Below are 24668 nucleotides of genomic sequence, written 5' to 3' on the forward strand. Positions count from 1 at the left end.
ACTGGGGATATGCATGCACATTGATTGGGTATCCTTCACGCCAGGTCCCGCGCTATTAGGCGGGATGATTTTAGGAATTGCCGCAGCTTTATATGTTTTATTGCACGGCCGTATTTTGGGGATTAGCGGAATTGTTTCTGGTTTACTGCGTCCTAAGGCTGGCGATTGGAGTTGGCGCGTCGCTTTCCTCCTCGGCATCTTGACTGCGCCTTTTTGGGCCGCGCTGATGTTTGATATGCATCCCTTGCAAATTATCGATACTGAATGGCCTCTCATTATCTTGGCCGGCCTCTTAGTGGGATTTGGTGCTGAATATGGCTCTGGCTGTACAAGTGGCCATGGAATTTGCGGCCTTTCCCGTCTCTCACCACGTTCTTTGGTGGCAACCGTTGCCTTCATGAGCTCAGGATTTCTGGTTGTTTACATGATTCGCCATGTATTGGCGGTAAGTACATGAAAAAACATGTTTCACTCGTGAGCCAGTATTTCATTGGCGTTCTTTTTGGCTTGGGATTACTAATTTCCGGGATGAGCAATCCTCAAAAAATCCTTAATTTTTTGGACATTTCTGGTAATTGGGATCCATCCCTCATTTTTGTCATGGGTGGCGCTGTGATGGTAGGTCTGGCTGGTTTTTATTTGGCAGCCAAAAAGACCGAATCTTTCTTCGGTAACGCGCTCCAAATTCCGACCAAGAGGGATATTACTAAACCGCTTGTAATTGGTGGCTTAATATTTGGTGCAGGCTGGGGTATTGCTGGCTTTTGTCCTGGGCCGGTGATTGTTGCCTTAGGCTCCGGTCATATAAAGGCCCTTGTGTTTGTGCTTGCCATGCTTATTGGTATGGGTGTTTGCAATCGCCTCTTTGCAGACCACAAGAAGACCACCTGATTTAGAATCAAGATATTGCACCTATCAACTTATTAATAAGAGAATCAGATGAATCTACCCATCGCCTGTCACAATGACCAATTTGGAACGATTGGTCAAATTGAGCCCGATCATCTTTCTGCTGTAGTTGCGCAAGGCTACAAAAGCGTGATCAACAACCGCCCTGATTTTGAGGGTGGCACAGACCAGCCCACTAGCGCTGAAATTGAAGCCCAAGCAGAAAAACTGGGTTTGCATTATGCGCATTTGCCAGTAATTTCTGGTTCCATTACGCCAGAGCAAGTGGTGGAAATGGCCCGTTTACTAAAAACGCTTCCTGGACCTATCTTGGCTTTTTGTCGATCTGGTGCTCGTTCAACGAATTTGTATCAATTGGCGCTGCAGGTACGCTAATCATTTTATAAGAAGCTGAGTCTATGCGTATTGAAATTCCAGCAAAAAAACGGTTGGTTCATGAAACCCGCGTGCCAATTCGTTGGGGTGACATGGACGCTTATCGTCATGTAAATAACACGATTTATTTTCGGTTTATGGAGCAGGCGCGAATAGAGTGGATTTCCTTGCTACAGCAGTCTACCCATACTGAAGATGCGGGCATGTTGATGGTGAATGGTTTTTGCAACTTCTATCAACAGCTGTCGTACCCTGGTGAATTGATTGTGAAGACCTATGTCGGTGCCATTGGAAGAACTAGTATGGATGTCTACAACGCAATGTTTTTGACCTCTGCGCCCGAAGTGAAGGTTGCTGAGGGCGGAGCCACAATGGTGTGGGTAGATCTGATAACTGATGTAGCTACTCCATGGCCAGAAGCAATTCTTGCTGGTCTGCGTTAGGAATCGTTTTTGCAATTAAGTAATCAATCGATTCTTCCTATTGAAAAACTCACTAGCGCGTTAAATGAGTTTGACACCATCATCGATGTTCGCTCTCCAGCTGAATTTGCTCTAGATCATATTCCAGGCGCCATCAATTACCCCGTGTTGAGTAACGAGGAGCGCATTGAGATTGGCACGCTCTATTCCCAAGTTTCACCATTTGCAGCAAAAAAATTAGGCGCGGCCTTCGTTTCAAAAAATATTGCGCGCCATTTGGAAGATTCTCTGATTGAATTTCCTCGTGAATGGCGTCCGCTCATTTATTGCTGGCGGGGAGGGGAGCGCAGCGGGGCCTTCACTCATGTCCTGAATCGGATTGGCTGGAAAGCGCTGCAACTAGAGGGTGGTTATCAAGGCTTTAGACGCACTGTCATTGATGGTTTGGTGCAGGCAGCTACCCTTTTTTCTTTTCAGGTGATATGCGGCATGACGGGCAGTGGCAAAACTCGCATTCTTCAGGAGCTCAGTCTTTTAGGCGCTCAAGTGCTGGACTTAGAGGCCTTAGCCATTCATCGTGGCTCGGTTTTGGGTAATGAACCGCGGATTGACCAACCCTCGCAAAAGGGCTTTGAAACGAATTTGTGGCACGCCTTAAATTCAATGGATTCTTCACGCATTGTATTTGTTGAATCTGAGAGTAAGAAGGTGGGTGGCGTTCATATTCCAGATGCGCTCATGGAAAAAATTCGCATGGGTCAATGTGTTGAGCTTCGTTCTAGTACACATACTCGCGTATCTTGGTTGCTGCGGGAGTACCAGCATTTCGTAGCTGATGCAGCCAGCTTTAAGCAGAAATTGAGCTTACTTACTTCGCGTTACGGTAAAGAGCAAATTGAATTATGGAATCAGGCTATCGATGCAGGTCATTTTGATGCGCTAGTTGAAGAGCTCTTAGTGAAGCACTATGACCCGGCCTATCAGTCCTCCATCGAAAGAAATTTCCCCCACTACCGTGCGGATCATTTCGTTCTGCTCGAGGATGACAGTGATCTGGCCTTTGCTCAGGCTGCTAAGACTATCTTGGCAAAGCAAGGTGTTTAACTAAACGCCTGAATACCCGTTTGCGCACGCCCCAGTATGAGCGCGTGGATATCATGAGTGCCCTCATAAGTATTCACAACTTCTAAATTAAGCATATGGCGAATAACGCCGTATTCATCGGAGATGCCGTTTCCGCCATGCATGTCTCTTGCCAAGCGTGCCACTTCAAGTGATTTACCGCAGGAATTGCGCTTCATCATGGAGGTGATCTCGGGTGCCGCGGTGCCTTCATCTTTCATGCGACCAAGGCGTAGACATCCCTGCAAGGCCATGGTGATTTCAGTTTGCATATCAACCAATTTCTTTTGGATTAATTGATTTGCCGCTAAGGGGCGACCAAACTGCTTGCGATCCATAGTGTATTTTCGGGCGGCGTGCCAGCACCATTCGGCAGCACCTAAAGTTCCCCAAGCAATACCGTAACGGGCGGAATTGAGGCAGGTGAACGGTCCCTTGAGGCCTGTGACTCCAGGGAGCTCATTTTCATCTGGGACAAATACTTCATCCATGACGATTTCACCGGTAATGGAGGCCCGTAAACTCATCTTGCCTTCAATTTTCGGGGCGCTAAGACCTTTCATCCCCTTTTCTAAAATATAACCTCTAATATCACCCGCATCATTTTTAGCCCAAACAATAAAGATATCGGCTATAGGTGAATTTGAGATCCACATTTTTGAACCTGATAGAGAGAAGCCACCAGGAACCTTTTTTGCGCGGGTAAGCATCCCGCCGGCATCAGAACCATAATTGGGTTCAGTTAAGCCAAAACACCCAATCATTTCTCCGCTAGCGAGTTTCGGTAAGTACTTTTGTTTTTGCGCTTCGCTGCCAAATTCGTTGATGGGCAAGATTACCAAGGACGATTGAACGCTCATCATGGAGCGGTAGCCTGAGTCGACCCGCTCAACTTCTCGGGCGATGAGCCCATAGGAAACATAGTTCAAATTACTGCCACCATACTGCTCTGGAATCATGATGCCGAGCAGACCTAATTGACCCATTTCAAGAAAAATAGAGGGGTCGGTATTTTCATTGCGAAATGCATCCAGTACGCGAGGCATCAAGCTTCCCTGAGCATATTCTGCGGCGGCATCCCGAACCATGCGCTCGTCCTCGCTTAGTTGAGTATCAAGAAGCAGGGGATCATCCCAGTGGAAGTGCGCTTTAGTCATATTGTGGTTAAGCCAATGAACTGATTTTCGGAAACATAAATTGGTAAGAAAATGGCAATATTCGGCTTTAATTTTCTACTTTTACTGCGTAAACCCCATTCTGCCATTAAATTGAGATGAAAGAGGTGAGATGCCGCCATTCTGAAATTCTATGACGTTCATGCGATTTTCAGTCCTTTTAAGGTAAAAGTGTCATTTCCAGTCTTTGCCGTTTGAAACCGTTAAAATAGCAGTCTTTGGTGCAAATCTGCACCATCCCCATTAAACCGAATACCAGAAAGTCAGAGCTTATCCGTGCTGTCCGCATCTAATATCACCATGCAATTTGGGGCAAAACCCCTGTTTGAAAATATCTCCGTTAAGTTTGGCGGAGGAAATCGTTATGGCTTGATTGGCGCAAACGGTTGCGGTAAATCCACTTTTATGAAAATCCTTGGGGGTGAATTAGAGCCTACTAGCGGCAACGTCAGCTTAGAGCCAGGGATTCGTTTGGGTAAATTGCGCCAAGATCAATTTGCTTACGAAGACCAACGTGTTTTGGATGTAGTCATGATGGGTCATGAGGAAATGTGGCGCGCTGCAGCGGAACGCGATGCTATTTACGCAAACCCAGAAGCGACTGATGAAGATTACATGAAGGCCGCAGAACTTGAGGGTAAGTATGCTGAATACGGTGGTTATACCGCTGAAGCCAAGGCTGGAGAATTGCTCTTGGGTATTGGTATTCCAATTGAACAGCACGATGGCTTAATGAGCAACGTTGCACCAGGCTGGAAGTTGCGTGTCTTATTGGCGCAAGCCTTGTTTTCCGATCCGGATGTACTTCTGCTCGATGAGCCAACCAATAACTTAGATATTCACTCTATTCATTGGCTAGAAGATATCCTGAACCAAATTAAAAGTACGATTGTGATTATTTCTCACGATCGTCACTTCTTGAACGAAGTCTGTACTCATATGGCGGATATGGACTTTGGTACCCTCAAAGTCTATCCAGGCAATTACGATTCCTATATGTTGGCCTCGGTACAGGCGAGAGCGCAGCAATTAAGTTCAAACGTGAAGGCCAAAGAAAAGATTGCAGAATTACAGGCCTTCGTGAGTCGATTTTCTGCAAATGCATCAAAGGCTCGCCAGGCAACTTCACGCCAAAAACAATTGGAAAAAATTGAAATTACGGAGATTAAGCCGTCTTCTCGGCAGAATCCCTTCATCCGCTTTGACTCTGAAAAGAAGCTCCACAATATGGCTGTGGAATGCAATGCGTTGACTAAATCATTTGATCGCACCATCTTTAAGAATTTTAAAATTGCCATTCGTGCAGGCGAAAAAGTAGCGATCATAGGACAAAATGGGGCGGGTAAAACCACCTTATTGAAAACCATTTTAAGCAAACGCTTTGATGGTATTCAGGCTGATAGTGGCGATGTGAAATGGGCTGAAAATGCAAACACCGGCGTCATGCCTCAAGACAATACCGATCTGTTCGCTAAAGATATTACCCTGATGGATTGGATGAATGACTGGCGTAACTCTGGCGATGACGATCAAAGTATTCGTGGCACTCTAGGGCGTTTATTGTTTTCGGGTGATGACATTAGCAAGTCCGTCAAAATCCTTTCTGGTGGCGAGAAGGGCCGGATGATTTGGGGCAAGTTGATGCTCCAGAAATACAATGTGTTAGCGATGGATGAGCCAACTAACCATATGGATATGGAATCTATTGAGAGCTTACAGATTGCCTTAGAAAAATATGAAGGCACTTTAATTTTCGTGTCACATGACCGAGAATTTGTTTCTGCTCTAGCGAACCGTATTCTTGAGGTGAAACCTGACGGAAAAATTGAGGACTATTCTGGCACTTACGAGGAATATCTTCGAAGCCAAGCTTTAGCTGGGTAGTGGCTTAGCCCGCCGCTTTAATTTGACGTTGAAAGCGCATTGCAGTGCCATCGGCTCGTATGCGCTTCCAAACCACTTCTTTCTCTTCTTGGCTTAAAAAGACCCAGTTACTTACCTCACCCAAGGTACGTCCGCACCCTTGGCAGATTTCGTCATAGAGCGTAGTGCAGACTCCAATGCAGGGTGAATCAGATGCATCATCGCCTACAGCAAGAGAGTTGGCGGTATTTTCGGAATTATTTACATTGTCATTTGAAGTCATAGCAACACTGTAGTCGATTTCAAAGGACTGTGCTCTTCAAGCTCATTAACATAAGCCGCCATGCCAGCCCGTTCGCGCTCTAAGAAGCGCTCAATTGCTTTTGCAAACTGGGCATCTGCAATCCAGTGGGCCGATTGAATTGTGGTGGGTAAAAACCCCCGGGCCATCTTATGCTCCCCTTGTGCGCCACCCTCAAAGGTTCGAATACCCTCTTTGATGCAATATTCGATCGCTTGGTAATACGCCGTTTCAAAATGCAGGCAGGGAATAAATTCAGTTGATCCCCAGTATCTTCCAAAAGCAGCGGAAGCTAATTTATCAACAAATAATAAGGAGGAGGCTACCATCTGCTCATTGCGGTAAGCAATAATAAGATGTAGATTTTCAGGCATAACTTCACCCAGTTTTTGAAAAAATGCAGCGCTTAAATAGGGGCTTGAGCGATGCTCTAAATAGGTATTTGCATAACATCGGTAAAAGAATTCCCAATCGGATTGCGTGGCCTGCAATCCAGGAATGTGCTTAAAGTGAATTGCAGCAGATGCGACTTGCGCTCGCTCACGCCGAATATTTTTACGGCGCTTCATATTCAATGCTGCGAGGAACTGTTCAAAATCTTGATAACCTGGATTTTGCCAATGAAACTGCACAGAATCCCTGAGCATAAAACCTTGCTCTGTTAATTTGGTGAGTTCAGCGGGCTCTGAAAATAAAATGTGCGCTGAAGAAAGTGCGTTGTCAGTGATTAAGGATTTTAAAGCCGTCACTAAGAGTGTTTGTATAGTCTCTTTTTCATCGCCAGGCAATGCGAGAAGGCGCGGGCCTTTCACTGGGGTAAATGGTATTGCGCAGAGCGCTTTTGGATAGTACTCAAGCCCATTTTGCGCATAGGCTTCAGCCCAAGACCAATCAAATACAAACTCCCCATAGGAATGTTGCTTTAAATAGAGGGGCATCGCTCCGATGATGTTTGAGTCGCTAGATCGAACTAAAAGGTGGGCTGTTTGCCAACCCGTGTTTCCGTCTACACAAGCGCATTCTTCTAGAGCAAGCAGAAACTCATGCTTAAGAAAGGGGCCTGCGTCAGAAGGGAGGAGGGCATTCCAATCTTGCGCTCTGATCTCAGTAAGAGATTGAATCACCTGAAATTGATGCGGTGTTGAACTCAATGCCATTGCAACTTCTTTAGAGCAAATTTAACGCTGTATCAATTCTATTTTGTATCCGTCCGGATCAGTGACAAAGGCAATAACGCTACCGCCACCTAAAAGAGGCCCTGCCTCACGAGAGACTGTGCCTCCAGCAGCTTTGATTTGCGCGCAAGCAGCATAGGCATCATCAACGCTGATAGCGATATGACCGTAGGCATCACCCATTACATACTTGTCAACACCGTAGTTATAGGTTAATTCTAGTTCGGCTTGACCATCTGCATTTCCTTTGCCGAAACCAACAAAAGCCAAAGTATATTTCTGTTCAGGACGATCAGTCTTGCGCAACAAATTCATTCCCATGACTTTGGTGTAGAAATCAATTGAGCGCTCAAAGTTGCCGACGCGTAGCATGGTGTGCAAAATCATCATTTATTCAATATAAAGGGTTTTTACAATTTATGTTGGGCTTTACATAATAAAAAACCCAGGTTGATTCCTGGGTTAGTAAGGGCGGATGTTGTAAATTACTGTAGCTTTGCTTTAGCTCGAAGTTTTTGCAGCATTTCAGAAAATTTCGCTTTTTGCCAGTTCTGGTCCGAAGTGATCATCTGTTTCAAACGATCTTTTATTTCCTCCATAGAAGGGGCGCTAGCATCGCGAGTATCTTCTACATAAATAATGTGCCAACCAAATTGGGTCTTCACTGGTTTATCTGTAATCTGCCCTTTTTTAGCCTGTACCATCGCCTTAGAAAATTCTGGAACGAGCGCTTTATCGCTCACCCAACCTAAATCGCCACCACTAGGTGCGGAGCCGGGATCCTTGGATTTTGCTTTGGCAATTTCCCCAAAATTAGCACCGGCCTTGATTTGAGCGGTAATGGCTTGCGCATCTGCTTCCTTATCAAGCAAGATGTGTTTAACGTGATATTCCTTGCCGCCTGTGTATTGAGTCTTGACTTGATCATAAGCTGTCTTTAAATCAGCCTCCGAGACTCCTTCTTTTTCAATATAGTCTTGAAAAACCGCGGCTACTAAAATGCCCATGCGGGATTGCTCAAGTTGCTCTCGTACTGCTTCATTCTGAGTTAAACCCCGATTATTAGCCTCTTGAATAATCAGTTCGCGGGTTACTAGCATTTCACGAGCTTGCTCACGAATTTGTGGATTATCTGCTTGGCCAGATTTGGCTACTAATTTATCTAATTGCGTTTTAGGAATGGGCTTGCCGTTCACGATGACCGCATTTTGGGCCAATGCCGTAGTCATTCCAAGCGCTGAGAAGAGAGCGACGATGATGAAAAATGAAGGTTGTTTTGACATGGTCATTAGAAGTAATGGATGAATGGGGTTCTTAAATATCTTAATGCATCTCACACGGATGAAGGGCGTTCGTTAGGGGTGAGCGCCTGAATGCTAAGAGCGTGAATCGCATCGGGAAAATGCGAACTTAAGGCGGCATAAATAGCCCGATGCCGCGCTACGGTGTTAAGGCCTTGAAATTCTGGGCTAATTAAGGTCAGTTTAAAGTGACCCCCTCCAGAGGCTGCCCCTGCATGACCTGCATGCAAATGACTTTCGTCTTCAAAAAGCATTTCCGTGATCTCGAAGACTCTTTGCAAATCCGCCTCAAATAAGCGAATACGATCTTGATTCAGACTCATTGCGCAGGATGCTCCATGTGACGACTTAGCCAAATTCCTTGCAAGATGACAAATAGGATCAACAGTCCAGTACTACCAAATAATTTAAAGTTCACCCAAACTTCTTCAGAGTATTCAAAGACAACGTAAAGATTTAATGCACCCATAAAGAAAAAGAAGATTGCCCACAGGCGATTCAATTTTTCCCATGCTGATTTAGCATTGGCTTCCTTAAGGGTAATTTGCTTGCTCATGAGTACTTGAATCCAATTTTTCTGAAAAAACTGGGCGCTTACAATCAAGGCGCAAGAGAACAGCCAATAGAGGGCGGTTGGCTTGAGCTGAATAAAAGTTTTGTCATGCAAAAAGATCGTGAGGCTGCCAAAAACCAAAATCATGCCAAGACTGACCCACTGCATGGCATCTATTTTCCGGTGGCGATAATAGACCCATAAAATTTGCCCAATAGTAGCAACCATTGCCACAATGGTTGCTGTGTAGATATCGCCAAACTTGAAGGCAATAAAGAACAGAATGATGGGAAAAAGGTCGAATAAAAATTTCATATGGGCATTATCCCGCAATTTATGACTTATTCAGACTCCGTTGGCTTGGCATTTGCCGATGGTTCAAAGTTCAGCGATGCTGAGTTGATGCAGTAGCGCAATCCTGTTGGCTTAGGCCCATCGTTAAAAACGTGCCCGAGATGAGCATCGCATTGACTGCAGCGTACTTCAGTGCGCACCATGCCATGCGTCGTATCCCGAATCTCGGTAATAGCGGATTCCTGCTCAGGCGCACTGTAGCTTGGCCAACCACAACCAGCGTCAAACTTAGTGGCCGCTTTAAATAGCGGGGTATCGCAACAGACGCAGGTATAGCGGCCATCCCCCCAATGATCCCAAAATTTACCCGTAAAAGGGGCTTCCGTAGCGGCTTCGCGGGTGACTCGATATTGGATGTCAGTTAATGCCTGTTTGTATTTTTGATCTGTTTTTTTCACATCAGTCCTTTTGCTTAAGATGAGCAACTTACTGCGGTTAATGGCATATCTATTGGTGGGGGGAGGGCGTACGATTCAAAGTCAGGATGCTCATCATATGGCGTATTCAATAAGCTGAGCAATGTAGCGATTTCAGTAAAGTCATCCTGCTGAGCCTTTTCGATTGCAACTTGAGCTAAATGATTTCTGAGAATGAATTTGGGGTTGGTTTGATTCATCAATAGTGCCCTTGCATGGTCTGATAAAGATTCAGATTGCAGCCTATGTATGTACTGACCTAACCATTGATCAATTTGCTCACGATCAACGAATTCATCCCTAAGCCGAATTGAAGTAATTTCTGAATCTTTTTTGATATCGCTTAAGCCCCGAAACAGTCCAGTGAAATCAACCCTAGAGGCGTGCATCATTTGCATTAAATTTTCTATTAAAGCGATGTCACTTTCTTCCGCTTGCTGTAAGCCTAACTTAGCCCTAAACAAACGCTGCCATTCTTGGGCGTAGATCACTGGAAATGTATCTATTTCAGCATGCAAAAGATCTTGTGATTCTTTGTCTGAATGGTCTAATTCCAGCAAGGGCAAAAAGGCGCTAGCAAGGCAGGCCATATTCCAATGCATGATTTGTGGTTGCCGATGGTAGGCGTAGCGTCCAGAGTGATCGCTGTGATTGCAAATATGATCCACTTGAAATTGGTCTAAGAAGCCAAAAGGGCCGTAATCAATGGTGAGGCCCAGCACGCTGATATTGTCGCTGTTGAGAACGCCATGGCAAAAGCCTACTGCTTGCCATTGGGCTAGCAATTTCGCATTACGACCTAAGATCCCTTTGAATAACTCTAGGTAAGGAGCCTTGCTCTGAAGGCACTCGGTAAAATGATCCGCAATTAGAAGATCAGCCAGCTCCTTCAGTCGCACGAGATTTTGCAGCGAGGCGAAATGTTCGAAATGGCCAATGCGAATAAAGCTCGGGGCAAAACGCGAGCAGACCGCGGCAGTTTCGATGGTCTCGCGGCGAACTGGTAATTTAGAGCCAACCACCGCTAAAGCTCGACTGGTGGGAATTCCCAAGGCATGCATTGCTTCGCTACAAAGAAATTCACGAATAGAGGATCGTAAGACAGCCCGTCCATCACCCATGCGGGAGTAACGCGTCATGCCTGCTCCCTTGAGCTGTAGCTCTTGGTCACCTATATCCCCCAATAGGATGGCGCGACCATCGCCCAATTGCCCCGCCCACACGCCGAATTGATGACCGCTGTATACCGTCGACAGTGGATCTAAAAATTGATTCTTTTCAGTTTCCAAGGCATTACCAGCTAGCACATCTAGCCATTTAGGATCACTTGGTAAGGCATTTTTAGATAAGGGGATGCCGATGCACTGAGCCGCCGAGGGAGAAAAAGCAACCCAATAAGGATCGGGTAGGGGGGTGGGGAGTGTTTTTTGGCAGACATCGTCGCCGCGCAGTGTAAAAGCCATGATCTTATTTTATGGGGAATTGGCAACAGTCACAGAACTCACTAAAATAATCTGATGAAAAATAAAGTGCAATTGAATCCTTCCACCCAACTGGCTAACCTTGGCGAGGAATTAAACGTACCCTTTTTGAAGCTCTTGGGCGTGCGATTGTTGAGCGCAGAAATGGGTAAAGGTGAAATTTTGCTAGCCCTTAAGCCAGAACACACCAATACTTGGAATGTGGCCCACGGCGGAGTTTTACTCACTTTGATGGATGTGGCGATGGCAGTTGCAGCTCGCTCCAGTGATCCAGATGATCGCAGCGTTGTGACCATTGAAATGAAAAACAACTTTATGCAGGCGGCTAATGGCATCTTGCGTGTAAAGGCAGATACTGTGAGAAGAACCGCAACGATGGCCTTCTGTGAAGCGAAGCTTTACAACGATGAGGGAGATATCTGCTGCATGGCTAGCGGCACATTTAAATTCTTAAGACATCTTGCAAGTAAGAATGTCGATGGTGAACGAGTAATCAACCCTGCTCAGAATGCCGACTGATTAGAGCTCGGTCTCTTAAATTGCTGGGGTCGCGCTAAGCTCGCCAGTCACCACATCATGACCGATGGTGCCCTGAGCGTTGAAACGCCGTTCTACCATTTCAAAATTACCATCCTTGCGAACCCGCAAAACGGTACTTGCACGCGTTCCATAGGTTGGGGTTTTTATAAATGCAGAGGACAACGCACGTTCCCATTCTGCGCTAACGCCTGTACTGGGAAGCTCTTGGGGGCTAGCCTCATGAGTGTCTGCTAATAAGTGAAGATAGCGATCTGCATTCCTGAGATCACCACTATCCATCGCAAGCGTTTGTGCAAATGCAGCAATGCGGTGGTTCACCTTGGGCCATGGAGTATCAAGCATGGCATTAGAAAGGCCATACACCCCCGGGCTTAAAGCCTGTTCCGGAAATACCTTGCGGGGGCGCACACTTTGCCCCATCATCAGCCGATTGCTGACCCAATGCATTTCTGCATTTTCGGGATCGCTCAGATCAGCCATCAGCAAATTAAAGCCGTTGTATTGATCAAAATGCTTGGAACGATCCTGAATAAACTGGTGAGGCTTGTTTTTACTAGTTAAATACTGCAAAGACAATTCGCCGCGAGTGCGTGCATCAGGATTTTTTTCACTAGGCGCCCGTACATTGGTCAATGCAGCAAAACGTCCGGTTTTGGTAAAGCCCAGCCATGTCCCAGGGCTTCCCAAAACATCAGCCCGATCCTTGCCCGCCAAAACATGGGGGTGCTCATCCCACCAGCCGAGTTGCTCAGTATCGCGTTCATAGAATTCATCGCGATTTGCTGCTACCACCAAGGGATAATCTGGATGAGATTTCCAAGCAAAAAGAATCAGGCACATGAGATTGAATTAATGGGTTCTAAAGTTAAATTTCGAGCAAAAGGTAGGGCAATGCATCTATTTTTAACACAGGACCTGAAATGCTACCAAGATGAATGTCGCCGTTTTGCAGAGCATCCAGTTTGCACTCAACTTGCATGTCGATTCTGCCGGGTTCTAGGGGGTTAGGAGCAGAAAGAACTACCATTCCAGCAGGCTGTGATAGGTCGCCAGAGTGATAAAGCTCTGTACCAGGAGCATAGCTTTCTAAGCTAAGTTGAGCGGACTTTAAATGGGCTAGTTGCAAGCGCCGTTTGACGGCACCACGATATTGGCTACGCGCAACGATTTCTTGTCCGGGGTAGCACCCTTTTTTAAAGTCGACACCTAATACGGATTCGAAATTAATCATTTGTGGCACAAACTGCTCTTGTGTAGCCAGCACGATTCTGGGAATGGCACTCAGCACCTCTAAAGAATTCCATTCAGATAAGGCGGTGACATCGATCTTTTTCTGAGAGCTGCTCGAAGGGCGCGCGATGAGTAATCGACTGTATGACTTCTCATTGATGAGGACATCAGGCATGCTGAGCGCTAGAGCATCGGATTCTATTGATGGCTTATCTATGTTAGAGCTTAAATCATAAAGCCCCGTGATTTGCCATTCATGGGAAACATCCTTGACCGTGACCTTGGAGCGTAAAACATACATGGATAACTTTTTAGCAATGCCCGCGGCAATATCTTTTGAAATAAATAAGCCGTAACGAATAGATTCATCTTCCTGCGGAAATAAGCCTAGCCATGCACTAGCCAAAAGCCTACCCTTGGGACTGCAATAGCCCGCCAGTCGAACTGCATCATGCCCCCGAGCAATTTCCCCAGCCAAGGTATTGCGTAAGTTCAAGACCGAATTACTAAGCTGACTCTGAAGTAATTGAGTGGCATCTGGACCTTCGACCAGAATAAGACCCCATTCAGGCAAGTCAGAACAGCCCGCAAGCAGGGGAGGGGTTTCTAGGGCGGGAATTTCACTGAATGTATTCATGAGCTTTTATCATAGCTTGATGAATCGAAATTTTCAGAAAAATCCACTCTTTTTTAAAAAAACAGGGGCAACGCCTTTATGGCTTTATTTATTATTGCCACTAATTTGTGTTGGCATGCTGTACGCTGGGATTTTATATTGGCCCGTAACACCATCTAATCCCAATAATGGGAATGACAGTAGCTTCAAAGTCAAAGTCAATCCGCAGTCTGGGACTGCAAGTATTGGTCAACAACTTGCAGATCAGGGTGTGCGTACTTCAGCAACGGCCTTTCAAATAGCTGCTTATGCTTTATTTGTTGGATCTAAATTAAAACCAGGGACATATCTACTGCCTCTAGGAAGTAGTACAGGAAACATCTTGCTTCAAATGGCTCGAGGTGAACGTGTAAAAGAGAGTCTCACCATCATTCCAGGAATGACTATATGGCAAGTGCGCGCCCTCGTAGATGCGCATCCGGCGCTAGTGCATTTAACAAAGAATATGAATTCCCAAAACTTCGTGGACTCACTCAAGCTTGATTACCCCAGTGCAGAAGGCTTATTCTTTCCAGATACGTATACCTTTGACCCAGACGATAGCGATCTCGCCATTTACCGTCGGGCAGTTGTCGCCATGCAGAAGCAGCTAGATAGCGTATGGCTAAAAAAGGACTTGCCAAGTCCTTATCGAAACCCTTATCAACTACTCACCTTAGCATCGATTATTGAGAAGGAAACTGGTAGATCAGTCGATCGGAACTTAGTGGCGGCCGTTTTTGTGAATCGTCTTAACAAAAACATGCTCTTACAAACTGATCCAACGATTATTTATGGTCTTGGCCCTCAATTTAATGGGAATCTGAAAAAAGCCGACCTTCGCCGCAACAGTCCCTACAATACCTATATGTTGAAAGGCCTGCCACCCACTCCCATTGCCATGCCTAGTCGAGAATCTCTTTTGGCTGCCGCACACCCAGAGCATAGCCAGGCGCTTTTTTTTGTGGCTAAAGGGGATGGCTCAAGTCACTTTTCCAGCACCTTACGCGAGCATGAATCTGCAGTAGATTTATATCAGCGCAAGTTAGCGCCCAAAAAACAATAACACTTCAAATTTTTATTTCCTCACTAGATGAAGACTGCTCACAATCCAGGATACTTTATTAGCTTTGAAGGCATCGACGGTGCAGGCAAGAGCACGCATATCGACGCCTTTTGTCAGTTAATGAGACAAAAATATCCAGCTCGAGAGGTCGTCATGACTAGAGAGCCAGGCGGAACCGCCTTAGGGGAGCAGTTACGCTCCCTCCTATTGGAGGGTCCAATGCACTTGGAGGCAGAGGCACTCCTCATGTTTGCTGCTCGCCGTGAGCACTTAGCGCAAGTGATCGAACCTGCTTTAGAGGCTGGCAAGATCGTGATTTCTGATCGGTTTACCGATGCCAGCTTTGCCTATCAAGGCGGTGGTCGGGGTCTCGATATAGCAAAACTCAATATTTTAGAGCGCTGGGTACAGGGCTGTGATGACGGCACTTTATTGCAGCCCAATCTCACGATCTTGTTTGATTTGCCAGGGTCGGTAGCGCAGGCCCGTCGCTCAAAGGTTCGCGAACCAGATAAATTTGAAAAGATGGACCTCGATTTTTTTGAAAGAGTCCGCCAAGAATATTTACGACGCGCTCAGTTAGACCCTCAGCGCTTTCATTTGGTTGATGCCACCCAAACACCTGAGCGTATTTGGCTGGAATTGCAATCCTTTCCCATCCCTATTAAATGAGCGAGGCCGTTTCTCATTCTGCGGTTTATAGAGTAATTGCGCCCTGGTTGCAGCCAGTTTGGGAGCACTTCAATTTTGATAGCTTTCCAAGTGCCGTCTTAATTCACGGTCAATCTGGGGTGGGCAAATTTGAGTTTGCCCTGCAATTAGCACAGGCCTTGCTTTGCGAGAGCAAGGATGCAAGCCACGCAAAACCATGTAATCAGTGCGAAGCCTGCCATTGGTTTTTGTCCGCAAATCACCCAGATTTCATTGCTTTAGTACCAGAGACACATCGCTCACTATTGCCCCATGGTGATTTTGATGCTGATGTAGAGACGCCAAAAAAAGGGAGGAGCTCACAAACTGATTCTGATGGTGAGGCCTCCGAAAAAAAAGAGAAGAAAAATATTGCGATTGAAGAAGCGCGTAGTGCAATTGAGGGTCTCTCCATCGGCTCGCACCGCGGTGGCAATCGAGTCATTTTGGTTTACCCTTTAGAGGCACTGCGCCCAGATTCGGCAAACACGCTTTTGAAGTCTCTTGAGGAGCCGCCCAGCAAAACGATCTTTATTTTATTGGCCAATCGCCTAGATAGAGTGCTCCCAACCATTCGGTCTCGGTGTCGTTTAGTAAGCGCCCCTCGTCCTGATGAGGCTGATGGACTGGCTTGGCTAACAAAGCAATTAGGATCGCTACCTGCATTGAAATTATCTAGGGATGCTGTCAAGGAAATGTATAACGAATTGGGGGGTGTACCCTATGATGTTCTTCAAGCGCTGAAAACAAGGGCTAGCCTAGATGAAAAAGATGAGCTCACTATCGCATTACAGGCCTCTCGTTATTTACTGCAATCACTTGCCCAGGGAGCGCGCATCCATTGGCTGGAAACCGCTGAAAAGATCCATAAAGCCCGTTATTCTGAGCTCTTGGCTACCATGCAGCGCTGGACTGCAGATTTGCAGAGCGTTGCTCAGCAGGGTGTGACTCGTTACTACCCTAATCGCGCAGAAATGATTCATGGTTTGGCAATACAGGTGCGATTGCCGAAGCTGCTGCGGTTTTGGAAGGCATTATTGCAAGCGCGTCGTCACGAAACCCATCCTTTAGCAAACCGAATTCAGTTAGAAGCATTGCTTTCCCAATATCAGCAAATGTTTGAAGACTAAAATACCTTTCTATGTTCATTGACTCGCACTGCCACCTCGATTTCCCTGAATTTCAAGAGCGCTTACCTGAAGTGCTTGCTAATATGGCCGCATGCAAGGTGAGTCATGCGTTATGTGTTTCAGTAGACATCCCTGATTTTCCGAAGGTGCTGCAACTTGCTCAGGAACATGCCCATCTGTTCGCATCTGTAGGCGTCCATCCGGATTATGAGGACACCCCTGAACCCACATTCGATTTCTTGGTTGAGCAGGCCAAGCATCCCAAAATTATTGCAATTGGTGAAACTGGCTTGGATTATTACCGCATGGGTGATCGTAGCTACGAATCCATGGAATGGCAAAGAGAGCGCTTTCGGGTACATATCAGAGCGTCTATTGCCTCTAGAAAACCGCTCATCATTCACACTCGCTCAGCGTCACTTGATACCCTAAAAATCCTGAAGGAGGAGGGCGCTGATCGTATTGGCGGGGTTCTGCACTGTTTTACGGAAAGCACAGAAATGGCCCTTGCGGCAATTGAAATGGGGTTTTTTATCTCCTTTTCTGGAATAGTTACCTTTAAAAGCGCTAAAGAGCTGCAAGATACCTGTAAGCAGGTGCCGCTTGAAAAAATGCTGATAGAGACAGATTCTCCCTATTTAGCGCCTATTCCTTATCGTGGGAAAACCAATGAACCAGCCTGGGTTTCAAAGGTCGGAGAATTTATTGCCGAACTAAAGGGTGTGCCGCTAAACCAGCTTGCTGAGCAAACTTCCAGCAATTTTTTCCAATGTTTTCAAGTATCTAAAGAATTAATATGATTTTTAACTTTAAGTATAAACAACTCCTTTTAAGCACTTTATGGTGTTTTTCAGGTGGTTTATTGGCTCAAACTGCCGATCAAGTTACTGACTTCACCAGAGCAGCTAAATTCGATGATGTATCTGAGGTGAAATCCTTGATTTCTCAGGGCGTTAATCCCAATACTAAGGACCCTAAAGGCAATCCGATGTTATTGATTGCGGTAAGAGAAAAATCATTTAAAGTCATAGACTTACTGGTAGCCAATCCAGCTACTAACGTCAATTTACCAAATTCTAGCAACGAAACGCCACTCATGATGGCCTCAATTGATGGTGATTTGAGCCTTGTAAAGGAGCTTGTAAGTAAAGGTGCCGATATAAATCGACTTGGCTGGACGCCCTTGCAATATGCCAGCACGACGGGGAGGCTGGAGATTGCTCAGTTTTTAGTCGTTAATGGCGCCAAAGTGAACGCATTAAGTCCAAGCAATACAACGTCTCTCATGATGGCCGCTCAATCCGGCAATGACCAATTGGTTAAGTATTTATTGGACTCTGGAGCAGATTTGAAGCTTCGCAATACTGCTGGGTTTTCTGCTATTGATGTAGCCGCGTTATTTGATAAAGAAGGAATTAAGGAGGGCTTAATGTCTAGATGGCAAAAGCTCTTTAAGGAGACTTATCCCGGCGGCCCCTTAAAGAATCCTTGATGATTGATATATTGCTTTATTGCGTATAATCATTATTATGTCAAAGAAGAAATGGCAAAGCTTTTAAATGAACTTTAGTCAAATACTAAGCAGCCTACCTTCTTTTCAGATTCTCTTTGCCGACCTCAATGCAGATTTAGGAAATACGCAAATATGGGGCTTGTTGATATTTACCTGCTGCATGTTAACGCTCCATGGCGTAGCCGTTCTATCAGTCGCTGGTACATTCCATTGGATTGATGAAAAGATGTTGGTCAGATCGATATTTGGCGCCAACATAGTCTCCTACTTCATTGCCATACTGATGATCATCGCCGTCCATTTATTCGAAATCATTGCTTGGGCGTATGCATGCGCCGTAATTCAAGTATTCCCAGAAAATCATGAAACCTTCTACTTTGCAGGCGAAATGTACACAACAGTAGGATTTGGAAGTTTTAATCTAGACCCGCATTGGCGTATTCTGCCAATCATCATCTCTTTCTCAGGGATTTTTGCTGTTTCCATGTCAGGCGCCGCTTTGTACACCATGATGGGTGCGCTGTTAAATCATCCTAATAAATCCAATAAAACAAAAAATAGTTGATTTAATTCGGTTTAGAAATCTAAATCGAGGCCAGGGTCCTGATTATTGGCTCTTAGCTTGTATCGATGTGTTTGCTGCTTTTTGCTTGAAAACCAGCTCTAAAGTTCGTCCGCTGGTCTCTTGAGAGCGAATTCTGCCTGGCAACCAATCCAAATCCCTTGAAAGCCAGATATCAACCTGACGCTTGTACGGATCGTTTTCCCGTTGCATTAGAGCGTAATGGCGATTGGTAGTAATACCTAAACTGGGAACATCATTTGAAATCACTTCTCCATAACTCTTAAATTGCCACATCTCAAGTGAGTTGTAATCCACAACGGGTATAGAGCGAATACTCTCTGCCTCATCGATCTTGTCACTACCATTAAGCAATGAGGCCAACTGAAACAATAGACTGAAGCGATCTTGTGTTCCAGGGGCTATATCGGGAGTAAATTCTGGTTTTTCGGAGAAATACATTTTTCCTCCCCCTGTTTCGTTTCTATCAAAACGAGAATATCGTGGTGGCTTTGTACCGCGTTGAGTCCAATAAATCGTGGGTGCTATGCCATAGGCATCTACCGTACCCCGGGACTCAAAGACAAAGGGGCCAACAAAGGCGTAGGGAATATTAATATAAAGCCGATAGGTGTTGCCCTCTACAAACCAATTAAGCTCTCCAGTCTGATAAAGCTGCCCATCCACATAAGCGTCGTAGTACAAAATACTCGATTCCGGAAGTTTGAAAGCTTGTCCTTCTTGCTTACCCCCACCCTGCTCTGCTTGCTGTAAATCGGATGGCGGGCTGAAGTCAGCAGTATTCGATTTTTGCAAAACTTGCTTCTTTTTAGAGCTTGCAGCCATTTGAATTTTCTTCGGCGGCTCAACTCGCAACTCGGTTTTGATGATGAGATTATCCGCTATTTTCGGGGGGCTCCCGAAAGACAAGAACGGAATGCCAAAAAATAAAATCACATGCCCCGTAATAGACACCACTACCGCAAAAAATAAAATCCAAAGTGATTTACTGCGAAAGTATTTAAACTTCGCTAATGTGGGGCTCAAGAAATTATTGATGCCTGAATGAACTCAATTACTGCTGGCAGATGATCTGCATAACCAGAGATACCATGATCGCTACCTTCCAAAACAAGTTGTTGCGCACTATCGTAAAACTCAGCCATTTCTTTCCAGTCGAGTAATTCATCCCCTTTAGCAGCCATTAAGAAATATCGCGTCGGATTTGTAATCGCCTCCACCTGAAGCGCCTTTAGTTCATCAACATATTCAGAGCGAAAATCAAGGGGTAGATTGCTGTCATACCAAGTCATGAGCCCCACATGAGGCGCCAATTCTCTAGCAGCCCTTACTGCTGGATTTAAAGCAACGCCCTTGCATTGGTATTTTTCGGTCAAATAATTGGCGTAAAAACCACCTAAGGAAGATCCCATAATGACTAGGCTCTCAGCATTAGACGCATCAATATAGTTTTCAACCATAGCGATGCTCTCCTTAGGCGAGGCAAGCAACTGAGGGCAATACCATTCATATGCATGGAGATCAGTCAAAAGCGCCTTTATGGCATTTCCTGTCAACACCGCTTTGGTTGAATTGGGTGATGAGCGAAAGCCATGCAGATAGACCACTAATGTTTTCTTAGTCATAGAGAATAAAGCTTACGATTTTTGGCCAATTTCAAAATTAGCCATTTTTTCAAGAGCCTTAACCATGGCGGAATGATCCCACGCTTTTCCGCCAAATGCCGAGCAAGAATTAAATAACTCTTGAGCAGTTGCCGTGTTTGGAAGTGACACCCCTAATGCTCTTGCGCTACTTAAAGCCAAATTGAGATCTTTCTGATGAAGTTCAATCCGAAATCCTGGATCAAAGGTGCGGTTAATCATGCGCTCGCCATGCACTTCTAAAATCTTAGAGCTGGCAAATCCGCCCATTAAAGCTTGGCGCACTTTTGCTGGATCAGCACCTGCTTTAGATGCAAATACCAGTGCTTCAGCTACTGCCTCAATGTTCAAGGCGACAATAATTTGATTGGCCACCTTAGTAATTTGACCGGCGCCATTAGCTCCAACTAGCGTAATATTTTTTCCCATTAATTCAAATATTGGCTTGATCTTCTCAAATACTGACTCATCGCCACCAATCATGATGGTGAGAGTGGCATTTTTAGCACCTAACTGACCACCTGAAACTGGGGCATCTAAGTAGTCGCAACCAAGAGCATTAATTTTCTGAGCAATCTCCTTCGTTGCAATCGGAGAAATAGAACTCATGTCTACAACTACTTTACCCTTAGCTAAACCTGATGTAACGCCCTGCTCTGCAAATAGCACGTTTTCAACATCGGATGTATCTGGCAACATCAAAAAGATGATGTCTGCCTTTTCAGCAACCTCTTTTGGGCTGGCACAAGGAATCGCTTTTGATTGAGACAACTCATCTGGAATTTTGCTGCGCGTATTAATGTAAACCGTGTGGCCTGCCGCCACTAGGTGGCCCGCCATTGGTGCGCCCATAATACCCAAGCCAATAAAACCTAGTTTTAGTTGATTACTCATTAATAGATACCCTATTTAAAAATGTCAGCAGATCGTAAGAAGATAATTTTAATACTTCGCAATAAAGCTTACGCAGAACAATTACTGATATTGGGTGAGCCAAGAAAGCCCCTCTTCAGTGTTTGTGAGGGGCTTATATTCGCATCCGATCCAGCCCGTGTACCCAATGCGGTCCAATAAATTGAATAGGTATTGATAATTAATCTCACCCGTTCCCGGTTCATTCCGGCCGGGATTATCCGCAAGCTGAATGTGCGCAATTCTAGGTAAGTATTTTTGAATGTTATTAGCCAACTCCCCTTCCATACGTTGGGCGTGGTAAATGTCATATTGCAGATAGACGTTCTCACTCGCCACAGCATCTAATATCGCGATGCCTTGGGCGGTACTAGAAAGATAGAATCCTGGTATGTCAAATCCATTGATTGGCTCGACCAAAAGTTTTAAGCCGGCCTTTTGTAATTCAGCTGCAGCGAACTGCAAATTATTAACTAAGGTTGCTTTGATTAACTCTGGCGCAACATTGCTTGGCGTTTTTCCGGCAAGGCAATTTAATTGCTTCACACCCAAAATCCGCGCGTACTGGATTGCCTGAACGACTCCTTGACGAAATTCATCCACTCGATCAGGCAAACAAGCTATCCCCCGCTCCCCTGCTTCCCAATTACCAGCGGGAAGATTATGTAAAACCAGTTCTAGGGCATTTTTATCCAATTCAGCCTTGATTTCCTCGGCCTCGTAGGCATAGGGGAAAAGAAACTCTACAGCATTGAATCCCGCCTTTTTGGCGAGGGAAAAGCGCTCCATAAATGGCTTTTCAGTAAACAGCATTGTGAGATTGGCTGCAAATTTGGGCATTTTGTACCTTAATGTGTTGAATTACTTAAAGGATGAATACTATCAAACAAGTGAACGCCTATCTATTAAAGGAATAAGCTGTCCCATGGCATATCCTGCAATAGAAATACGCTAATATCAGAACGGTAATCTTCAATAAAAGGAAAAATCATGAAAATTAAATACATTGCCGCCGCGCTGCTTGCAACCAGCACATTTTTAGTTACTCATTCTGCATTTTCACAGGCGCCCCAAACTGAAAAACCAGTAGTGGTTGATGCAGCCTTTGCTGAAAATACTTATGAGCTATATGAGGGCAATGTCAGCAAAATTGATAAAAAGACCCGTACTATTTATTTTAAAAATAAAGAAGGTGTGTCGCAATTTACTGCTGGTCCAGAAATCACCAACTTCAATCAAATTAAAAAAGGGGATCACCTCAGCGTGACCTACTCGATGTCGGTCGCAATCGAATTGATTAAAACAAAAAGTGATGGCATTCGCAGTAAGGTCGAAACCGAGTCCGCCAGCATTGCTAAAAAGGGAGAGAAGCCAGCTCAAACAATCTCCAATACAACCACGATCATTGCAGACATAGTGAATGTGGATCAAACCAAAAATCTGGTATCAGTCAAGGGGCCAAGTGGGAAAATTACAGTTGTAGCTGTGAAAAATCCTGCGCTAATGACAGACATCAAGGCTGGTGAGCAAGTAAAAGTAGTCTATACGGACGCAATGGCTGCTGCAATTACGCCCGCCAAAAAACCCTAATAAATAGACTTTGTATTGATTGCGCTCTATAGATGGCGCAGTCTGTTTATGCATCTTCCTCTTGGTTTGTGGCTGAGCACCATTCCAAGAGGATTTTTTTATATTATTTCATGTGTATTCGTATTGTCACAATCCTAAAACACAATAAAACTTCAGCTAGAAACGTTTTCTATTGAACTGGAGAATTTTATGATCTATCAAATTATCCCCTTGGAAATGGGCTCATTAGTTGAGCGTCATGTGTTTCAAAAAGACAATAAAGAAATTAAGTGTGGAGTTGTTTGGAAGCTTGGCTCCGTAATCACTGCAACTAAGCCTAAGTTTATGAAGAACTATAAACCCGCAGTGGGTATTTGTTTAAAAGACATCTCGGGAGCCTCTATCAGCACAACCTATGATGGAGAAAAAGTGATCTATTTTTCCGAGACCATTGATGAGGAAGAGCGTAATGAGCTCTCTGATATTTTTTATGAAACCTCAAGAAAATATTCGGGCTCTTATGGAAACGTCTTTCATGATATGGGCTGGCAAGAGGTTGACGTGGGCGCATTTCTCTTCGGTGAGCTGGACGTCAGAGAAGTTCAAGCTGAATCTGAATCATATAAATAGTTAGCTTACGACCGCCATTTGCGATTGAATAAAGTGGCAAGCCTTCACATTAAACGGGGCGGGATGTCCCGCTCCCTCAATTTTACAAGTATCCAATGTGGGCAAATAGATTTTTGCTTCGTCTACCCGTTCTTCGGTGCAAATTTCAGACTGGCTGCCATAGATTAGCCCTACCTTACCCTTGAATCCCTCAAGTGCTTCATGAAAGTTCATGCCCCATATGTCGGCGCGGTACGACAGATCAAAGTGACCGGGGCGTTGGACATCTGCAATCGCCCTTTCGTCAACGCTTAGTTCCACGGCAACTTGACGGGCCGCCTTAAAACCGATCCCATTTTTCATTGACTTATATAGTGAATATAAGGATGTCCAATTAACCGTTAATGCAATATCGTTTAATACGATTCCGACGATATTCTTCGGAAAAGTTTTTGTTAAGTACATTGCTAAAACGCCACCCATACTCGTTCCTAGAACTGTTAATTGCACAGATCGATCTTTTTTGGTCAAGATGGTATTTTTAATCAACCCTTCGATTTCCTGAAGGTACATTGACATTTTGTACTCACCATATGCGCCAATGTGATCAGACTCCCCTCTTCCCGAGACATCTATGCTGACTACTAAGCATTCAGAAAAATTTAAGAAGTAGTTGTGAAGCTCTAAAAAAGATGCTTTTGTTTCGAGCAGACCCGGCAAACAAACCAGCACCTTTACGGCATTTGGATTGCCCGATACGGTGTAGGCCACTTTTCTGGCATGCCCTGCATTGCTTAGCTGAAAAAAGCGGGTCTCGGGCTGAATTGTTATTGGGGCATCTATCGATATTGGATCATCGAGTTGCTGCAACTCAACCGGGCTGGACGGTAGGATATCTTCCTTCTCTATCGGCCCAGTAGGATCTACCCTCACTTGCTCTATGCTCTCGAAGGAGATGTCATTTCTTGAGGAGGATTTCGGCGTCGCGGGTCGGATTCCCAATAAGCGCTCTAAAACACTTTTCATCATCAGCACAGCACCTTTAGTCGATCTTACGAAAACTACTTTCCAAATACTTTAA

At 45.1% G+C, this 24668-nt stretch carries 31 protein-coding genes; 15 read left to right on the top strand and 16 right to left on the bottom strand.

The features are described from left to right. The first annotated feature begins 13 nt into the window (after positions 1-13). Genes CP950_RS04335 through mnmH form a run of 5 tightly spaced genes read left to right on the top strand, consistent with a single transcriptional unit; the run spans position 14 to position 2810 of the window. Entirely contained in the window at positions 14-457 is a 444-nt protein-coding gene (locus CP950_RS04335; protein WP_096672716.1) for a YeeE/YedE family protein, read from the top strand. Continuing rightward, positions 454-891, top strand: coding sequence for a YeeE/YedE family protein (locus tag CP950_RS04340; RefSeq protein WP_096672718.1), 438 nt, complete (start codon positions 454-456; stop codon positions 889-891). Before CP950_RS04335 ends, CP950_RS04340 begins: the two co-directional genes overlap by 4 nt. Positions 892-939: 48 nt before the next feature. Further along, positions 940-1284, top strand: a complete 345-nt coding sequence (locus CP950_RS04345) for a protein tyrosine phosphatase family protein (RefSeq protein ID WP_096672720.1) — start codon at positions 940-942, stop codon at positions 1282-1284. Between the two features lie 23 nt (positions 1285-1307). Further along, on the top strand, positions 1308-1727 hold the full coding sequence (locus tag CP950_RS04350) for an acyl-CoA thioesterase (protein ID WP_096672722.1): 420 nt from the start codon (positions 1308-1310) through the stop codon (positions 1725-1727). A 9-nt stretch (positions 1728-1736) separates the two neighbouring features. Further along, on the top strand, positions 1737-2810 hold the full coding sequence (mnmH, locus tag CP950_RS04355; protein ID WP_096672724.1) for a tRNA 2-selenouridine(34) synthase MnmH: 1074 nt from the start codon (positions 1737-1739) through the stop codon (positions 2808-2810). On the opposite strand, the gene CP950_RS04360 is transcribed toward mnmH, so the two are convergent. Beyond that, positions 2807-3985, bottom strand: a complete 1179-nt coding sequence (locus CP950_RS04360) for an acyl-CoA dehydrogenase (protein ID WP_096672726.1) — start codon at positions 3983-3985, stop codon at positions 2807-2809. The two genes, mnmH and CP950_RS04360, sit on opposite strands and share 4 nt — an antisense overlap. A 294-nt stretch (positions 3986-4279) precedes the next feature. On the opposite strand from CP950_RS04360, the gene CP950_RS04365 reads away from it, so the two are divergent. Beyond that, positions 4280-5887 carry an ABC-F family ATPase gene (locus tag CP950_RS04365; protein WP_096672728.1) on the top strand — a complete coding sequence of 536 codons (1608 nt, stop codon included), beginning with the start codon at positions 4280-4282 and terminating at the stop codon, positions 5885-5887. A gap of 4 nt (positions 5888-5891) precedes the next feature. On the opposite strand, the gene CP950_RS04370 is transcribed toward CP950_RS04365, so the two are convergent. The 8 genes from CP950_RS04370 to CP950_RS04405 all read right to left on the bottom strand — a co-directional run bounded on the left by CP950_RS04370 (position 5892) and on the right by CP950_RS04405 (position 11429). Then, a complete protein-coding gene (locus tag CP950_RS04370; protein ID WP_207760207.1) occupies positions 5892-6149 on the bottom strand; it encodes a DUF1289 domain-containing protein in 258 nt (85 codons plus the stop codon). After that, positions 6146-7324, bottom strand: a complete 1179-nt coding sequence (locus tag CP950_RS04375) for a GNAT family N-acetyltransferase (protein WP_096672730.1) — start codon at positions 7322-7324, stop codon at positions 6146-6148. Before CP950_RS04375 ends, CP950_RS04370 begins: the two co-directional genes overlap by 4 nt. A 21-nt stretch (positions 7325-7345) precedes the next feature. Beyond that, entirely contained in the window at positions 7346-7732 is a 387-nt protein-coding gene (gene gloA, locus CP950_RS04380) for a lactoylglutathione lyase (RefSeq protein WP_096672732.1), read from the bottom strand. Positions 7733-7827: 95 nt separating this feature from the next. After that, positions 7828-8631 carry a peptidylprolyl isomerase gene (locus CP950_RS04385; RefSeq protein ID WP_419185573.1) on the bottom strand — a complete coding sequence of 268 codons (804 nt, stop codon included), beginning with the start codon at positions 8629-8631 and terminating at the stop codon, positions 7828-7830. 44 nt (positions 8632-8675) lie between these two features. Further along, complete coding sequence (locus CP950_RS04390; protein ID WP_096672734.1) at positions 8676-8966, bottom strand: BolA family protein; 291 nt, start codon at positions 8964-8966, stop codon at positions 8676-8678. Further along, on the bottom strand, positions 8963-9511 hold the full coding sequence (locus tag CP950_RS04395; protein ID WP_096672736.1) for a septation protein A: 549 nt from the start codon (positions 9509-9511) through the stop codon (positions 8963-8965). The genes CP950_RS04390 and CP950_RS04395 overlap by 4 nt, the downstream gene beginning before the upstream one ends. A 26-nt stretch (positions 9512-9537) precedes the next feature. Further along, complete coding sequence (msrB, locus tag CP950_RS04400; protein ID WP_096673085.1) at positions 9538-9948, bottom strand: peptide-methionine (R)-S-oxide reductase MsrB; 411 nt, start codon at positions 9946-9948, stop codon at positions 9538-9540. Positions 9949-9962: 14 nt separating this feature from the next. After that, on the bottom strand, positions 9963-11429 hold the full coding sequence (locus tag CP950_RS04405; protein ID WP_096672738.1) for a protein adenylyltransferase SelO: 1467 nt from the start codon (positions 11427-11429) through the stop codon (positions 9963-9965). A 54-nt stretch (positions 11430-11483) separates the two neighbouring features. On the opposite strand from CP950_RS04405, the gene CP950_RS04410 reads away from it, so the two are divergent. Next, positions 11484-11966 carry a PaaI family thioesterase gene (locus CP950_RS04410; protein WP_096672740.1) on the top strand — a complete coding sequence of 161 codons (483 nt, stop codon included), beginning with the start codon at positions 11484-11486 and terminating at the stop codon, positions 11964-11966. A gap of 15 nt (positions 11967-11981) precedes the next feature. Here the strand turns inward: CP950_RS04410 and CP950_RS04415 are convergent, their stop codons facing one another. Further along, positions 11982-12827 (bottom strand): NRDE family protein, encoded by an 846-nt coding sequence (locus CP950_RS04415; protein WP_096672742.1) that lies wholly within the window; start codon positions 12825-12827, stop codon positions 11982-11984. A 25-nt stretch (positions 12828-12852) separates the two neighbouring features. Next, positions 12853-13854 carry a CAF17-like 4Fe-4S cluster assembly/insertion protein YgfZ gene (gene ygfZ, locus CP950_RS04420; RefSeq protein WP_096672744.1) on the bottom strand — a complete coding sequence of 334 codons (1002 nt, stop codon included), beginning with the start codon at positions 13852-13854 and terminating at the stop codon, positions 12853-12855. A gap of 19 nt (positions 13855-13873) precedes the next feature. Here ygfZ and mltG point away from each other — a divergent pair, with 19 nt between their 5' ends. The 6 genes from mltG to CP950_RS04450 all read left to right on the top strand — a co-directional run bounded on the left by mltG (position 13874) and on the right by CP950_RS04450 (position 18836). After that, positions 13874-14938, top strand: coding sequence for an endolytic transglycosylase MltG (gene mltG, locus CP950_RS04425; protein WP_207760208.1), 1065 nt, complete (start codon positions 13874-13876; stop codon positions 14936-14938). Positions 14939-14965: 27 nt separating this feature from the next. Continuing rightward, the gene (tmk, locus tag CP950_RS04430) at positions 14966-15610 is read left to right on the top strand and encodes a dTMP kinase (RefSeq protein ID WP_096672748.1); all 645 of its coding nucleotides are present in this window, start codon (positions 14966-14968) and stop codon (positions 15608-15610) included. Next, positions 15607-16758: a DNA polymerase III subunit delta' gene (locus CP950_RS04435; protein WP_096672750.1), complete on the top strand. Its 1152-nt coding sequence runs from the start codon at positions 15607-15609 to the stop codon at positions 16756-16758. The genes tmk and CP950_RS04435 overlap by 4 nt, the downstream gene beginning before the upstream one ends. 11 nt (positions 16759-16769) lie before the next feature. Next, positions 16770-17558, top strand: a complete 789-nt coding sequence (locus CP950_RS04440; protein WP_096672752.1) for a TatD family hydrolase — start codon at positions 16770-16772, stop codon at positions 17556-17558. After that, complete coding sequence (locus CP950_RS04445) at positions 17555-18250, top strand: ankyrin repeat domain-containing protein (protein ID WP_096672754.1); 696 nt, start codon at positions 17555-17557, stop codon at positions 18248-18250. The genes CP950_RS04440 and CP950_RS04445 overlap by 4 nt, the downstream gene beginning before the upstream one ends. Positions 18251-18317: 67 nt before the next feature. Further along, a complete protein-coding gene (locus CP950_RS04450) occupies positions 18318-18836 on the top strand; it encodes an ion channel (RefSeq protein WP_096672756.1) in 519 nt (172 codons plus the stop codon). A 42-nt stretch (positions 18837-18878) separates the two neighbouring features. On the opposite strand, the gene CP950_RS04455 is transcribed toward CP950_RS04450, so the two are convergent. The 4 genes from CP950_RS04455 to hyi form a co-directional block, all read right to left on the bottom strand. Further along, complete coding sequence (locus CP950_RS04455) at positions 18879-19880, bottom strand: DUF3108 domain-containing protein (RefSeq protein ID WP_096672758.1); 1002 nt, start codon at positions 19878-19880, stop codon at positions 18879-18881. Continuing rightward, positions 19877-20479: a YqiA/YcfP family alpha/beta fold hydrolase gene (locus CP950_RS04460; protein ID WP_096672760.1), complete on the bottom strand. Its 603-nt coding sequence runs from the start codon at positions 20477-20479 to the stop codon at positions 19877-19879. Before CP950_RS04460 ends, CP950_RS04455 begins: the two co-directional genes overlap by 4 nt. A 12-nt stretch (positions 20480-20491) precedes the next feature. Next, positions 20492-21391, bottom strand: coding sequence for a 2-hydroxy-3-oxopropionate reductase (gene glxR, locus CP950_RS04465; RefSeq protein ID WP_096672762.1), 900 nt, complete (start codon positions 21389-21391; stop codon positions 20492-20494). A gap of 81 nt (positions 21392-21472) precedes the next feature. Next, the gene (hyi, locus tag CP950_RS04470) at positions 21473-22249 is read right to left on the bottom strand and encodes a hydroxypyruvate isomerase (protein ID WP_096672764.1); all 777 of its coding nucleotides are present in this window, start codon (positions 22247-22249) and stop codon (positions 21473-21475) included. Positions 22250-22399: 150 nt separating this feature from the next. On the opposite strand from hyi, the gene CP950_RS04475 reads away from it, so the two are divergent. Both CP950_RS04475 and CP950_RS04480 read left to right on the top strand, forming a co-directional pair. Beyond that, a complete protein-coding gene (locus CP950_RS04475; protein WP_207760209.1) occupies positions 22400-22999 on the top strand; it encodes a hypothetical protein in 600 nt (199 codons plus the stop codon). Positions 23000-23188: 189 nt separating this feature from the next. After that, positions 23189-23608: a hypothetical protein gene (locus tag CP950_RS04480; protein ID WP_096672766.1), complete on the top strand. Its 420-nt coding sequence runs from the start codon at positions 23189-23191 to the stop codon at positions 23606-23608. On the opposite strand, the gene CP950_RS04485 is transcribed toward CP950_RS04480, so the two are convergent. Further along, positions 23609-24616 carry an alpha/beta fold hydrolase gene (locus CP950_RS04485; protein ID WP_096672768.1) on the bottom strand — a complete coding sequence of 336 codons (1008 nt, stop codon included), beginning with the start codon at positions 24614-24616 and terminating at the stop codon, positions 23609-23611. It lies immediately after the preceding gene. Positions 24617-24668 lie beyond the last annotated feature (52 nt).

This window comes from Polynucleobacter meluiroseus (genome assembly GCF_900205755.1).
In the GTDB taxonomy this organism is placed as follows: Bacteria; Pseudomonadota; Gammaproteobacteria; order Burkholderiales; family Burkholderiaceae; genus Polynucleobacter; species Polynucleobacter meluiroseus.

Coding starts and splice junctions, on each gene's coding strand:
- CP950_RS04335 (WP_096672716.1), top strand. CDS start 14: ATGCACATTGATTGGGTATCCTTCACGCCAGGTCCCGCGCTATTAGGC.
- CP950_RS04340 (WP_096672718.1), top strand. CDS start 454: ATGAAAAAACATGTTTCACTCGTGAGCCAGTATTTCATTGGCGTTCTT.
- CP950_RS04345 (WP_096672720.1), top strand. CDS start 940: ATGAATCTACCCATCGCCTGTCACAATGACCAATTTGGAACGATTGGT.
- CP950_RS04350 (WP_096672722.1), top strand. CDS start 1,308: ATGCGTATTGAAATTCCAGCAAAAAAACGGTTGGTTCATGAAACCCGC.
- CP950_RS04360 (WP_096672726.1), bottom strand. CDS start 3,985: ATGACTAAAGCGCACTTCCACTGGGATGATCCCCTGCTTCTTGATACT.
- CP950_RS04370 (WP_207760207.1), bottom strand. CDS start 6,149: ATGACTTCAAATGACAATGTAAATAATTCCGAAAATACCGCCAACTCT.
- CP950_RS04375 (WP_096672730.1), bottom strand. CDS start 7,324: ATGGCATTGAGTTCAACACCGCATCAATTTCAGGTGATTCAATCTCTT.
- gloA (WP_096672732.1), bottom strand. CDS start 7,732: ATGATGATTTTGCACACCATGCTACGCGTCGGCAACTTTGAGCGCTCA.
- CP950_RS04385 (WP_419185573.1), bottom strand. CDS start 8,631: ATGACCATGTCAAAACAACCTTCATTTTTCATCATCGTCGCTCTCTTC.
- CP950_RS04390 (WP_096672734.1), bottom strand. CDS start 8,966: ATGAGTCTGAATCAAGATCGTATTCGCTTATTTGAGGCGGATTTGCAA.
- CP950_RS04395 (WP_096672736.1), bottom strand. CDS start 9,511: ATGAAATTTTTATTCGACCTTTTTCCCATCATTCTGTTCTTTATTGCC.
- CP950_RS04405 (WP_096672738.1), bottom strand. CDS start 11,429: ATGGCTTTTACACTGCGCGGCGACGATGTCTGCCAAAAAACACTCCCC.
- CP950_RS04410 (WP_096672740.1), top strand. CDS start 11,484: ATGAAAAATAAAGTGCAATTGAATCCTTCCACCCAACTGGCTAACCTT.
- CP950_RS04415 (WP_096672742.1), bottom strand. CDS start 12,827: ATGTGCCTGATTCTTTTTGCTTGGAAATCTCATCCAGATTATCCCTTG.
- ygfZ (WP_096672744.1), bottom strand. CDS start 13,854: ATGAATACATTCAGTGAAATTCCCGCCCTAGAAACCCCTCCCCTGCTT.
- mltG (WP_207760208.1), top strand. CDS start 13,874: ATGAATCGAAATTTTCAGAAAAATCCACTCTTTTTTAAAAAAACAGGG.
- tmk (WP_096672748.1), top strand. CDS start 14,966: ATGAAGACTGCTCACAATCCAGGATACTTTATTAGCTTTGAAGGCATC.
- CP950_RS04435 (WP_096672750.1), top strand. CDS start 15,607: ATGAGCGAGGCCGTTTCTCATTCTGCGGTTTATAGAGTAATTGCGCCC.
- CP950_RS04440 (WP_096672752.1), top strand. CDS start 16,770: ATGTTCATTGACTCGCACTGCCACCTCGATTTCCCTGAATTTCAAGAG.
- CP950_RS04445 (WP_096672754.1), top strand. CDS start 17,555: ATGATTTTTAACTTTAAGTATAAACAACTCCTTTTAAGCACTTTATGG.
- CP950_RS04450 (WP_096672756.1), top strand. CDS start 18,318: ATGAACTTTAGTCAAATACTAAGCAGCCTACCTTCTTTTCAGATTCTC.
- CP950_RS04460 (WP_096672760.1), bottom strand. CDS start 20,479: ATGACTAAGAAAACATTAGTGGTCTATCTGCATGGCTTTCGCTCATCA.
- glxR (WP_096672762.1), bottom strand. CDS start 21,391: ATGAGTAATCAACTAAAACTAGGTTTTATTGGCTTGGGTATTATGGGC.
- hyi (WP_096672764.1), bottom strand. CDS start 22,249: ATGCCCAAATTTGCAGCCAATCTCACAATGCTGTTTACTGAAAAGCCA.
- CP950_RS04475 (WP_207760209.1), top strand. CDS start 22,400: ATGAAAATTAAATACATTGCCGCCGCGCTGCTTGCAACCAGCACATTT.
- CP950_RS04480 (WP_096672766.1), top strand. CDS start 23,189: ATGATCTATCAAATTATCCCCTTGGAAATGGGCTCATTAGTTGAGCGT.
- CP950_RS04485 (WP_096672768.1), bottom strand. CDS start 24,616: ATGATGAAAAGTGTTTTAGAGCGCTTATTGGGAATCCGACCCGCGACG.